Source organism: Mycolicibacterium aurum (assembly GCF_900637195.1).
GTDB classification, from domain to species: domain Bacteria; phylum Actinomycetota; class Actinomycetes; order Mycobacteriales; family Mycobacteriaceae; genus Mycobacterium; species Mycobacterium aurum.
In genome coordinates this window covers 1,160,394-1,173,106 of sequence record NZ_LR134356.1, presented here as the reverse complement: position 1 = coordinate 1,173,106, position 12,713 = coordinate 1,160,394, and the positions used below count along the sequence as shown (strand labels likewise).

At 66.3% G+C, this 12,713-nt stretch carries 11 protein-coding genes; 2 read left to right on the top strand and 9 right to left on the bottom strand.

What is annotated here, in order from left to right; all coding sequences use genetic code 11:
• Positions 1 to 116: 116 nt before the first annotated feature.
• Entirely contained in the window at positions 117 to 1,295 is a 1,179-nt protein-coding gene (locus tag EL337_RS05675; RefSeq protein WP_157866268.1) for a cadherin-like domain-containing protein, read from the top strand.
• Positions 1,296 to 1,307: 12 nt separating this feature from the next.
• Here EL337_RS05675 and EL337_RS05670 read toward each other — a convergent pair whose 3' ends face one another.
• From EL337_RS05670 to EL337_RS05630, 9 genes are all read right to left on the bottom strand, one after another.
• On the bottom strand, positions 1,308 to 3,062 hold the full coding sequence (locus EL337_RS05670; RefSeq protein WP_048630086.1) for a dihydroxy-acid dehydratase: 1,755 nt from the start codon (positions 3,060 to 3,062) through the stop codon (positions 1,308 to 1,310).
• Complete coding sequence (locus EL337_RS05665; protein WP_048630085.1) at positions 3,059 to 4,777, bottom strand: phytoene desaturase family protein; 1,719 nt, start codon at positions 4,775 to 4,777, stop codon at positions 3,059 to 3,061. Before EL337_RS05665 ends, EL337_RS05670 begins: the two co-directional genes overlap by 4 nt.
• Positions 4,778 to 5,104: a RedY/HapK family protein gene (locus EL337_RS05660; protein ID WP_048630084.1), complete on the bottom strand. Its 327-nt coding sequence runs from the start codon at positions 5,102 to 5,104 to the stop codon at positions 4,778 to 4,780.
• A gap of 1 nt (position 5,105) precedes the next feature.
• Positions 5,106 to 6,542, bottom strand: coding sequence for an aminobutyraldehyde dehydrogenase (locus EL337_RS05655; protein WP_048630083.1), 1,437 nt, complete (start codon positions 6,540 to 6,542; stop codon positions 5,106 to 5,108).
• 27 nt (positions 6,543 to 6,569) lie between these two features.
• On the bottom strand, positions 6,570 to 7,088 hold the full coding sequence (locus EL337_RS05650) for a TetR/AcrR family transcriptional regulator (RefSeq protein WP_048630082.1): 519 nt from the start codon (positions 7,086 to 7,088) through the stop codon (positions 6,570 to 6,572).
• Between the two features lie 151 nt (positions 7,089 to 7,239).
• The gene (locus tag EL337_RS05645) at positions 7,240 to 8,751 is read right to left on the bottom strand and encodes an APC family permease (RefSeq protein ID WP_048630081.1); all 1,512 of its coding nucleotides are present in this window, start codon (positions 8,749 to 8,751) and stop codon (positions 7,240 to 7,242) included.
• Between the two features lie 137 nt (positions 8,752 to 8,888).
• Entirely contained in the window at positions 8,889 to 9,893 is a 1,005-nt protein-coding gene (dmpG, locus tag EL337_RS05640) for a 4-hydroxy-2-oxovalerate aldolase (protein ID WP_048630080.1), read from the bottom strand.
• Positions 9,890 to 10,816: an acetaldehyde dehydrogenase (acetylating) gene (locus tag EL337_RS05635; protein ID WP_048630079.1), complete on the bottom strand. Its 927-nt coding sequence runs from the start codon at positions 10,814 to 10,816 to the stop codon at positions 9,890 to 9,892. The genes dmpG and EL337_RS05635 overlap by 4 nt, the downstream gene beginning before the upstream one ends.
• Positions 10,817 to 10,820: 4 nt before the next feature.
• Positions 10,821 to 11,783 (bottom strand): hypothetical protein, encoded by a 963-nt coding sequence (locus EL337_RS05630; protein WP_048630078.1) that lies wholly within the window; start codon positions 11,781 to 11,783, stop codon positions 10,821 to 10,823.
• Positions 11,784 to 11,933: 150 nt separating this feature from the next.
• On the opposite strand from EL337_RS05630, the gene EL337_RS05625 reads away from it, so the two are divergent.
• A complete protein-coding gene (locus EL337_RS05625; protein WP_048630077.1) occupies positions 11,934 to 12,707 on the top strand; it encodes an IclR family transcriptional regulator in 774 nt (257 codons plus the stop codon).
• Positions 12,708 to 12,713: the final 6 nt, after the last annotated feature.

Sequence of the window (12,713 nt, the reverse complement as noted above, 5' to 3'; positions counted from 1 at the left end):
CGTCTTCGCAAGAGTCTGGTGACACGTCGACCGCAGCTTCCCACTCTCCGCAGGACAGCGACACGACCGGCGACGACTCCGATACGCCGTCGACGTCCGGAGCTGACGGAGATGGGGTGACTTCCGCGGATTCCACACCTGACGCAGACAGCGGTTCCGAGAGTGACGAATCGGCCGAAGAGCTCGAAACACCCTCAGCAACACTTGATTCAGAGACACCGACGCTCTCGGATCACTCCGACTCGGATCGGGGCGAGGTGGAGGCAGAGGCCGAGGTGGACATACCCGGTTCCATCGACACCTCCGAACCTCAACCGGCAGAGGATGACTCACCACCTCGCGGCGCACATACCGAAGTGGACCTCGGTGCGCCCGAGGTCGCGACATCGCCAAGTGCCGATATCTCCACTGTGGTGCCGACGGCCGCCTCCACCGCCGCGATCTCAACGCCGCCGACGCCTCCCACCCCGCGTGCGGCCCGCCTGCTCAAACTGTTCGGCGAGACCCTGCCGCAACAGGTAGCCGAGGGTCCGGCCTCGCCGCGGCTCAAGACGTTCCTGCTGGGAATCCTGAACTCCATCTACCGCAAGTATGAACACTTCTACCTCAACGGTGCACCGATCGCTGATCCGAAGCAGTTGATCACCAGACCGGAGCGGGGGGTGGTGATCGGGGCCCTCAACGCCACCGACCCCGACGGGGACGAATTACGCTACTTCGTAGAACAACAAGGCGCTTTCGGCCGGCTCACGGTTGATTCCAACGGAATCTGGACATACGAACGAGCGGCGAACGCCCCGGCCGGGGCCTACACCGACACCGTCACCGTCGCCGTCGATGACCGCGGCCTCACTTACAGTGATGTGATAGCAGGCTTCGGGTTTCAACCCAACCGAACCGTGCTCAAAGTCCTGACCGAGGTGCCTCCGCTCACTTCCTCGCCCGCGCCGGTCACGACCGCATTTCTCGTCTCCAACCAGACCAGCCACTGGGTGAACGTCACCGGGTACGAAAACCCCGACTTCGGCGACAAGTTGTACAACCCTCCTGCCGTCGGGACGCGGATCCCGCCGGGCGGATTGCAGTCCTTCGAGATGATCTACTACTTCCCCATCGGGGGCCTGTCCGAAGCCGTCTACATCACGAGCCCTCAGGCAACCTTCAAGGTCGACTTCAACGTCACGATCTTCGGGATTCCGATTACCAGTTGCAACAAGACGACCAGTGGTGGTCGTGCGGGTTCGTGCAGCGACCCCTTCATCGGCGTCGGCAACTCCGTCGTGATCCGGGAGTGACCAATCCGGCTCTCACCAGCCGCCCACCCAGCCGTCGAAGACCGCGTCTGGTTCGTCTGCCGGGTTCTGCGAGCGCCCGACGAGGAAGTCGAAGTCGCAGCCCCTGTCGGCCTGCAACACCCGGTCGACGTACATGGCGGCGTACCCGCGCGCGGGGCGCGGCACCGCGGCGCGATCGCATTCGGCCTGTCGCTCCGCCCACTGCGAGTCCGTCAGTGCGACATCGAGTTTCCCCGCACGGGCGTCCAGGGTGATCATGTCACCGTCACGCAGCAGGCTCAGCGGACCTCCCGCTGCCGACTCCGGGCTGACGTGCAGAACGCATGTCCCGTAAGCGGTTCCGCTCATCCGGGCATCGGATATCCGCACCATGTCGGTGACGCCCTGCTTGAGCAACTTGGTGGGGATCGGCAACTGACCCCATTCCGGCATTCCGGGCGCGCCGCGCGGGCCGGCGTTGCGCAGCACCAGTACCGAATCCGCGGTGACGTCCAGATCGGGGTCGTCGAAGCGCGCCAGCAGATCTTTCATGTTCTCGAACACCAACGCAGGACCACGATGCGTCAGCAGTTCCGGAGTGGCCGCGCTGCACTTGATCACCGCACCGTTGGGGGCGAGGTTGCCGCGCACCACCGCCAGGCCCTGCGCCGGCTGGAACGGCGCACTCAGCGGCGCGATGACCGTGGTGTCCGCGGCCGGGCTCGGCGGCAGGTTCTCCGAGACGGTCTTGCCGGTGACCGTGAGAGCGCCGGTGTGCAGCAGGGACTCCACCGACTTCATGACCGCCGGGATTCCGCCGGCGTGGAAGACCTGCTCGACGAGATGCTGTCCGGCCGGTCGGACGTTCACCACGAGCGGCGTCCGTGCGGACAGTTCGTGGAAACGGTCCAGGGACAACGGCACTCCCACCCGGCCGGCGATGGCCAGCAGGTGCACGATCGCGTTGGTGGAGCCCCCCACCGCAAGCATCAGCGTGATGGCGTTGTCGAAGGCCTCGGCGGTGAGGACGTGCGACGGCCGGAGCTGCTCGAGGGCCAGGCCGACGGCCCGTGCGCCGCATTCCTCGGCCACCTGGAGCCGGCGTGAGTCCATGGCGGGCACCGCCGCGGTGCCCGGCAGTGTCATGCCCAGGCCTTCGACGATGGTGGCCATCGTGGAAGCGGTGCCCATCTCCGGACAATGCCCGCGCGACGGTCCGGCAGCGGCTTCCAACTGCTCGTAGTCGGCCATCGACATCCGGCCCGCCCGCACGTCGTCGATGTACTCCCACAGGTCTGTGCCGACCCCGAGCTGCTTGCCCCGGAAGACGGCAGGCGCGGCGGGCCCACCGGTCAGCACGATCGCGGGAACGTCTGCGCTGGCGGCACCCATCAGCTGCGCGGGCACCGTTTTGTCGCAGCCACCCAGCAGCACCACGGCGTCGAAGGGGTAGGCGCGGATCGACTCCTCGACATCCATCGCCATCAGATTGCGGAACAACATGGTGGTGGGCTTCATCAACTGCTCACCCAGTGAGATGGTGGGGAACTCCAGCGGAAATCCGCCCGCCGCCAGCACGCCGCGCCGCACCGAGTCCGCCAGGCCCCGAAAGTGCATGTTGCAGTTCACAACCTCAGACCACGAGTTGCAGATGCCGACGATCGGGCGACCCTCGAACGCCATCCGGGAGAACCCGGACGCCCGCATGGCAGAGCGGTGGACGAAGCCGGGAACGTTCTGTCCGGCAAACCATTTGGCGCTGCGCAAGCCGCCCGGCGGTGTGCTCACCGCACGCGGGCGGCGTAGGCGGTGATCTTGCGCAGCGCAGGCTGGCGGGCGGCCTGGTAGCCGAACCAACGGCCCGGTTTGGTGGACATGAGCGCGCCGACGGTCCGTTGCCGCCAGGGCGCCTTCCCGCCCGACAAGCGCGGAGCCACCTTGGGCGCCAACACCCCTGCGGCGTCAGCGAGTGCAACCTTGGCGGCGTTGTGTCCGTTGGCCCCCATCACGCCACCGCCGGGATGCGTACCAGAGCCGCACAGGTAGTAGTTGCGCACCGGGGTCCGGTAGTTCGCCAACTCGGGAAGCGGCCGGGCGCCGAACAACTGATCGAGCATCATGCTGCCGTGGAAGATGTTGCCGTCGGTGATCAGGTACTCGTTGTCCAGGTCGTCGGGGGTGATGATGACCCGGTCGAGGATGTGATCGCGAAGGTTCGGCGCGTAGCCGAACAGATCCTCCAGCACCAGGTCGGCCCACTTCTCCTTCTCGGCGGCCCAGGTGGTTCCGGTCAGTTCCGAGGGCAGCTGCTGAATGCCGAGTGTCATCGTGTGCAGGCCCGCGGGGGCCAGCGAGTCGTCGGTGACCGATTGGGTGACGGCCTCGATGACGAAGGTGCTCGGGAACGTGCCCCGACGTTGCGCCTCGTAAGCCTCCTCGAAGGCTTCCCGGCTGGGGCCCAGCAGTTGGTGTCCGTGGTGCTGCGGGCCCGCGGATGCGTCGGTGAACGGAAGGTACTGCGGCAGTTCGTCGATCAGGAGATGGATCCTGGCCATCGAACCGCGGGTGTCGATGTTCTCGATGTCGCGGACCAGCTTCGGTGACAGCACGCCCGGATCGAGCAACCCCAGCATCGAGCGCTTGGGGTCGGCATTGGAGAACACCTGCGTTGCCGTGACAGATGAGCCGTCCCGCAACCGGACCCCGGTGGCCACCCCCCGTTCGACGATCACCTTGTCCACCGGTGACGAGGTACGGATGGTTGCGCCGTGGTGTCGCGCCCCGGCCGCCAGTGCCTCGCTGATCGCGCCCATGCCACCGCGCGCCAAACCGAATTGCCCGAAATTGCCGTTGAATTCACCCCAGGAGTGGTGGCCGTAGGTGTACGCGGTACCCGGTGTCGACGGCCCGCCGAAGATCGACACCATCCCGAAGAAGGTGAGCATGCTCTTGAGCCGCTCGTCCTCGAAGTACCGGTCCAGCAGATCGCGGACCGACAGCAGGGTGAACTCGTCGAACAGGGTCTGCTCGCCGGCGGCCTCGAAGGCCGCGAACACCTCGGAGCGCTCCGGTGGCGGCTTCAGCAGGTAGGGAGTGACCAGACCGGCGAACCGCTGCAACCGGACCCCGAAGTCCAGAAAGGCCTGGGCGTCCTTCTTGTTGAGCTTCTCGAGTTCGCGCAGTGTCCGGTCGGTCTCCTTCCACATGGTGAAGGAGGTGCCGTCACGGAACAGGCTGAAGGACAACGCGTCACCCTGGTACAGGTCGAGGCCGAACCTGCTCAGCTCGAGTTCGTCGATGATCTCCGGCCGCAGCAGGCCGGCGATGAAGGCGCACGACGACCATTTCGACCCGGGGATCAGTTCCTCGGTCACGCAGGCACCGCCGACGACGTCCCTGGCCTCGAGTACCAGCACCTTCTTGCCGGCGCGGGCCAGGTAGTTCGCGGTGACGAGGCCGTTGTGGCCCGCGCCGATGATGATGGCGTCATAGTCGGATGGCATCTAGATCTCCTGGGATAGAGGGGAATTGCGGGTGAGCACGGTGGTGACGCTGCCCGGCTCGACGAGTTCGCCGAAGCGCGCGACGACGTCTGCGAGCTCGGGTGCGGAGTCTCGGACCCTCTCCCACTCCGGCCAGGAGGCCACCGTCATCACCTCGATGACGTCGATGTCGGAAGGGTCGGCCTCGTCGACGAAGTAGACCTCGAAGCCGAGGACCACGTCGAGAGCCAGGCATCGGGGCCGGTCGAGTTCCACCGAGAAGTTTTCGAAATCGGCTGTGGTCACCCCGGGCCGCAGCCGGAACATGTTGATGGCACTGACGGTCATGTCACGCGCTCTCGCGGTTGATCATGACGTGCTTGATCTCGGTGTACTCCTCAAGCGCGTACACCGACATGTCCTTGCCGTTGCCCGACTGCTTGAACCCGCCGTGGGGCATCTCCGGCGTGACGGGCAGATGGTCGTTGACCCAGACGGTGCCGAACTGCAGGTCACTGGACGCGGTCATGGCCCGGCCGATGTCCTGGGTGAACACCGAGGCAGCGAGGCCGTATTCGGTGTCGTTGGCCCAGGCGATGACGTCGTCATTGTCGCCGAACTTCGTCACGGAGGTGACGGGGCCGAACACCTCGGTGCCGACGATCTCGTCGCCCTGGCGTGCGCCGACCACGACGGTGGGGGCGGTGTAGAAGCCGGTGCCGGGGTTGTCGCCCTGGATCAGTTCGGTGTGGCCGGTGGCCTTCGCGCGGGCTACGAATCCCTCGACCCGGTCCCGGTGGTCGGCGGTGATCACCGGCCCCATGGCGGTGTTCTCGTCGGCGATGTCACCGAGATCGAGTTCCTTGACCGCCTTTTCGAGACCCGAGACCAGATCGTCGTGGACCGAGTCGTGCACATAGACGCGCGAGGCCGCCATACAGTCCTGGCCGGAGTTGCAGAACGCACCCTCCATGATCTTGGCGACGGTGAGTGCGATGTCCGCGTCGGGGTACACCAGGACCGGCGCCTTGCCGCCGAGCTCGAGGTGCAACCGCTTGAGGTTGGAGTCGGCGGAGGCATGCATCAGGGCGCGGCCGGTGTCGACGGAGCCGGTGAGGGAGGACATCCGGACCAGGGGGTGCGAGACCAGCCGCGCGCCGACGTCCTCGCCGTCTCCGGTGACGACGTTGAACACCCCGGCGGGGAACAGGTCGGCGGCCAGTTCGGCGAGGCGCAGGACCGAGAACGGGGTGTGCTCGGAGGGCTTGAGCACCAGGGTGTTGCCGGTGAGCAGCGCCGGCGAGATCTTCCAGATGGCCATCAGCAGTGGGTAATTCCAGGGTGCCACCGAGCCGACGACACCCAGGGGGTCGCGCCGGATGATGCTGGTCTTGCCGCGGACGAACTCGGCGGCCGCGCGCCCTTCCAGGGTGCGGGCGCCACCGGCGAAGAACCGCAGGTGATCGGGGATCATCTCCATCTCTTCGAGCGCCAGCCCGATCGGCTTGCCGACGTTGCGCGATTCGATCTCGGCGAGCGTGCGCTGGTCCTCTTCGATCCGGTCGGCGAGTTTCAGGAATGCCCGGGCTCGTTCCCCGACCGGCGTTCGTGCCCAGTCGGGAAATGCGGCGTGGGCGGCGGCCACCGCCCGGTCGACGTCGGCGACGGTGCCGTGGGCGATCTCGGCGAACGCCTCCCCGGTCGCCGGGGCAGGCACCTGGTCGACCACGCCGTCGGACGCATCGGTCCAGCTGCCGTCGATGAACATCTTGCTGTGCAGGGTCATGTCGAGTCCTATCCAGTGGTTGTGGGGCTATTCGGTGGCGGCTGGGCCTGCGTTGGCTGCCGTGGTCAGGAGCGCGCGTACCGCATCCTTGGAAATCGGTTGTTGGGCAATGGACATGTGCACCATCAGTCCCTCGATGACGACGTCGAGCAGGCGGGCGGTGGCGCGGTCGAAATGTTGGGCCAGGGCGTCCTCGGCACGCTCCATCCACGCCTGGGTGATGCGTTTGTTGTCCGCCCGTCGCACCGCGTCGCCGTACAACTCGTACGTCACGGCCAGTTCGTTCGGGTGGGCAGCGAGATCGTCGGTGATCGCCGACGCGATGCACTCGATGAGGTCCGCGTCCCCGTCACACGACGCCAGCCGCTCCTCGAATCGCGTCGCCAGGCGTTCCACGTGAGTCTGGAACGCGAGTTTGACGATGTCGTCCAGGGTGGCGAAGTGATAGGTGATCGAGCCGAGAGGGATGTCGGCGGCCTCGCCGATGGCCCGGTGCGTGATGCCGGCGACGCCGTCGCGCGCGAGCACCGTCAGCGCCGACTCCACGATGCGCTCCTTTCTGTTCGGATCATGACGACGTGCACGCCGGGGAGCGGAGGTCACGATGGCCCTTTCGTTAGGAACATTTGTACTTATCGATGCGTACAAATGTACCCAGCAGTTCCGGGTCGGGTCGGGGATTTTCGCTAAGAGATGGTTACTGCACCGCTTCGGGCGCCGGCTCGGGAACATCGCGTTCGTTGAGCGCCCTGCCCACCATGGCGTACTTCTCCGGTGCGAATACCCGCAGGTAGTTGCCGTATGCCAGACCCGCCACGAGAGCGATGAACACCAGGGAGAGCATCAGCGCGGCCGTTGCGCCGTGCACACCCAGCAGGATGTCCAGGCTGTCGAGCGTCAGGATGAAGAAGCCGCTCAGGCCGATGATGGCCAAGATCGGTGCCACCACGGTGTTCCATCGGCGTTTGTCGACGTCCGACTTCCGGAAGAACACGAAGATCGCGATCCCGGCGACCAGTTGCGACAGGATCACGCCGATGGTGCCGATCCCCGTCGCCCAGGTGAACAACGTGGCGAAGGGGTCCTGCCCGGCGATCGCGAACGCGACGACGACGACGCCGACCATCAGGCTCTGCACGATCGAGGCCACCCACGGCGTCTGCCGCCGCGGCAGCGTCCACCCCAGGGGTTTCCACACCAGCGTCTGGCGGCCGAGCGAGAACAGGTACCGCGAGACGTTGTTGTGGAAGGTGACGATGGCGGCGAAAGTCGCTGTGACGATCAGGATCTGGAACAGCAGCGAGATGTTGTGGCCGATGATCGTGTCGCTGGCGACGAAGATGAAGTTGCCGCCCGTGTCGGTGGCGATCGCCACCACCTTGTCCAGCCCGAGCGCGTTCATGATGAGCCAGCCCGACACTGCATACAGGATGCCCATGAAAGCGATCGACAGGTACGTCGCGCGGGGAATGGTCCGAGCCGGATCGCGGGCTTCCTCGCCGTAGATGGCCGATCCCTCGAACCCGATGAACGATGCATGCGCGAACATCAATGCCACGCCCAGCGCCCCGCCGAGCACCACGCTCGGATTGAACGGCTCCAGCGAGAAGTCCGACACGGGAACGTCATCGCCGAACAGACTGAACACACTGAGCACCGTGATCATCGTGACTTCCAGGGTCATGAACACTCCGAGCACCTTGGCGCCCGAATGCACACCCTGGATGCCCAGGCCCAGACAGAGCAGCAGACCGACGAACGCGTACACCCACCAGGGGATGTTCACCCCGAGTGCAGGGTTGAGCAGTTCGGCGGCGTAGTAACCGAATCCGCCGTACAGGCCGGCCTGGATGGCGTTGTAGGCGAAGATCGCCAGCGACGCCGACCCGAGGCCGGCGACGCGGCCGAGCCCGAGCGTGACGTAGGCGTAGAAGGCGCCGGCGTTGGTGACGTGCCGGCTCATCGCGACGTACCCGACCGCGAAGATCATGAGCACCACCGCCGCGATGACGAACGCGCCGGGCATGCCGACGCCGTTACCGGCTCCGATGATGATCGGGTACAGCGCGACGACGACGGTCAGCGGCGACGCGGCGGCGATGATGTAGAAGAAGATGCTGGGGACACCGAGGGTGTTCTCTTTGAGTCCATGGTTACGCCGCCTGCCGGGCGGAGACGCCTCGGTGGGCGGAGCGGACGGCGTGTTCACCGGCCGTCGAGGGTGCAAGGACTGAGTGACGTTCTCCATAGTCGTTCATCTCTCGTGGATTTGTGTCGATCGCGGGCCAACTGTGTGTCCACGTGCCCAGCTGCCATTGCGGGGCACATAGGCGGAAAAGAACGTCCTCACCTCCTCATATCGAGTGCAAGGTCGGTGAGTAGGTCTTCCTGTCCGCCGACCATCGACCGGCGACCGGCTTCGACGAGCAGGTCGCGGGGTTCGACACCGACTTCGGCGGCGATGCGTTCGGCGTGCAACAGAAAGCTGGAGTACACGCCGGCATAGCCCAGCGTGAGCGTCTCCCGGTCTACCCTCACGGGCCGCTGCTGCAGGGGCCGGACGATGTCGTCGGCGGCGTCCATCAGCGCGAACAGGTCGCAACCGTGCTTCCAGCCGTTGAGTTCGGCGACGGCGATGAAGACCTCGAGCGGGCAGTTACCCGCGCCTGCGCCGAGGCCGGTCAGGGACGCGTCGACGCGCTGCGCACCCTCCTCGACCGCCGCGATCGAATTGGCCACTCCCAGTGCGAGATTGTGATGGGCGTGCACGCCGATCGAGGTATCGGGATTCAGGGACGTCCGGTAGGCCCGCACCCTGTCCCGCATCTCGGTCATGGTCAGACGCCCACCCGAATCCGTGACGTAGACGCACTGCGCACCGGCGTCCTCCATGATCTTCGCCTGCGCCGCAAGCTGATCGGGCTCGGCCATGTGCGACATCATCAGAAAGCCCGCCACGTCGAGGCCGAGTTCGCGGGCAATGCGGATGTGCTGCTGCGCGATGTCGGCCTCGGTGCAGTGCGTGGCGATCCGTACGGAGGTGACGCCCACGTCGACGGCGGCGCGCAGATCCTCGACCGTGCCGATACCGGGGATCAGAAGCGTTGTGAGACGGGCATGTCGAATGACGTCGGCGACCGCCGAGATCCATTCGGCGTCGGTGTGCGCGCCGGCTCCGTAGGTGAGCCCGCCGCCGGCGAGTCCGTCCCCGTGGGCCACCTCGATGGCGGCCACCCCAGCGAGGTCGAGCGCGCGAGCGATGCGCGTGGTGTCGGCCAGAGAGAACGAGTGGCCCACCGCGTGCATGCCGTCCCGTAGCGTCACATCCTGGACGTAGATCGAGGTGGTCATCGCGCCACCTCGGCGACGCGAACGGCGGCGGCGGTCATGATGTCGAGGTTTCCGGCGTAGGCGGGCAGATAGTCCCCGGCGCCCTCCACCTCAAGAAAAACCGTGACCTGGAGGAGCTCGCGCTCGGTACCGCCGACGAGCCTGCGGCGCGGATCCCGCGGCGGGACCGCAGAGATCAACACGTCCTGCCTGAGCCGGTAACCCGGAACGTACTGTGCGACAGCGGAGACCATGGACGTCACCGCCGCGGTGAGCGTCGACGTGTCCGTCGTGGACACCAACGCCGCCACGGTGTCGCGCATGATCATCGGCGGCTCTGCCGGGTTGAGCACGATGATCGCCTTGCCGCGCTCCGCCCCGCCCACTGTCTCGATCGCCCGGGCGGTGGTGTCGGTGAACTCGTCGATGTTGGCCCGCGTCCCCGGACCCGCCGACCGCGACGAGATCGAGGCGACGATCTCGGCGTAGTGCACCCGGGTCACCGCCGACAGGGCCCCGACAATCGGGATGGTGGCCTGGCCGCCACAGGTCACCATGTTGAGATTGCGATGCTCGGTCAGGCCGGCCAAGTTCACCGCCGGGACCACGAACGGGCCGATCGCCGCGGGGGTCAGGTCGATGACCAGCCGTCCGGTGGACTGCAGACGCGCGTAGTTCGCGTGGTGCGCCGGGGCGCTGGTGGCATCGAAGATCACCGAGACGCCGTCGAAGACGCTCATGTCGAGGAGCCCGTCCACCCCCGCCGCCGTCACCGCGACGTCGAGCGCGGCTGCTCTGGCGAGTCCGTCGCTGCCCGGGTCGATTCCGGCCATGGCAACCACGTCCAGCGCGTGCGACCGGCGCAGCTTGTGCATCAGGTCGGTGCCGATGTTGCCCGAGCCGATGATCGCGGCCCGACGGCGAGGGGTGCCGGTATCTGTCATCGGGTCAGTTGGTGAGGGCAGCGGTGGCGGTGCGCGGCCGTGGCGACACCGCCACGTCGTCAGAGCTGGTGCGGACGAGTTCGTTGAGGATCGCGGCGTGGCGCACCTTGTGCCGGATGAGTTCTTCGTGGAACTCGGGCCGGACCCAGCCGTTGTACATGACGGCTTCGGACTCGCCCGGCTCGATCTTGAAGTAGACCGGCCCGGCCACGCGGGCGATGTCGCCGGCTTCCCACAGCCGGTTCATCCCGCCGAAGGATTCGAAGGTCTCGGCCCAGACGTCGAGCGGGATGTCGACGGACCGCCGGATGGCGGCGAGCATCGGGCGACTCAGGTCGCCCACCGGGTTGACGCTGTCGGCACCGAGGTCCTGCAGGATCCTGATCGAGGCCGGATTGGCATGGCCCGCATACACGGAGATCTTGAACTTCGCATCGGCCGGGATGTGCCCGGCATCGCGCGCCTTGTTCAGGATGTCGAGAACACCCTCGTCCCAGACGAGGACGCCGCGGATGCCTGTCGAGAAGATCCGCAGGTAGTCGTCGAGCAGGTACCGGACGTTGTCCAGGCCGCGCACCCGGCGTCCACCTGCCTGCCCCTCGGTACTGAGCGCCTGGCGCCCGAGGTCCCACCCGGTTCTGGGGCCGGGGACCGCGATCAGCTCGATGCCGTTCTCCGCGGCGAGGCCGGAGACCTCGGCGAGCTCGCCGGTGGTCAGCAGGGTGGTGCCGCCGCCGAACGCGATGATGCGGTGAATGAAGACGTCGTGCTTGTCAGCTTCGTCCAGGAGCGCCTCGAGCGTGGAAAGCCGTTCGACACCGGAGATTTCCAGCCGATAGCTGCCGCCGTCGTCGAATGCCTTCGCCGACGTCGCGAGCGTGTAGTCGTCGGCGGGCAGCAGGCCCTGTGAGGCCAGGATGCCAGCACCGTCGACCTTCGATGAACGGTTGTCGGCTGCGGCGGTCATGGCATCTCCTTCGATGGCGGAATTTCATTCAGTGATATCTGACTTCGTTGAATGAAAATCTAGGGTGTCGCAATCGACCTGTCAACAGGAACCTGAACATCGGGCGACGGTCCGGCGGCTCCATCACTGGGTACTGGTAACCTTCACTGGGTGAAAACGGAGGCGCGATCCGAGAAGGGTTCGAACCTGATCGGCGTCGAGCGCACCGCGCGGATCCTCAGCGCGGTGGCAGACGCCGAGAACGGCAACCTGACCGAAATATCAAGGCGCACAGAGCTCAACGAGGCCACAGTGTTGCGCTATCTGAACAGCCTTGCCGCCCTCGGATACGTCGAACGGTTCAACACGGCGCAATACCGGCTCGGGTGGGAAATCTTCCGGCTGGGACAACGCGCGTTCTCCGGCCAGGTGCCCTCCGAAGCGATACGGCCCACCATGGAGCGGCTGATGCTGGAGTTCAACGAGACGGTGAATTTCGCGGTGCACAAGGACCGGAGCGTGGTCATCCTCGAGGTCGTCGAAGGCAGACGTGCCGTCAAGAAGGTCAGCGACGTCGGGCAGTCCGATCCCTGGCACGCCTCGGCGCTGGGCAAATCGTTGATGGCGAGCATGCCCGACAGCGTCTGGCGCGACATCGCGGCCTCCGCGGGCCTGCCGGCGCTCACGCCGCACACCATCACGTCCATGAAGAAGATGGCGGCGGAGATCAAGGAGATCCGGGAGCTGGGCTTCGCGGTCGACCGGGAAGAAGCCGCCGAGGAACTCACCTGTGTCGCCGCCGCGGTGCCCGCTGCCAACGGCGGACCGTCCCGCTACGCCCTGAGCATCAGCTTCCTCACCCATCGCCTGACGCCGGAGAATCTGGAACACGCCGGCGCCCAGGTGATCGAGGGAGCGCACGAGATAGCGCGCAAGCTTCCGTGACGATCT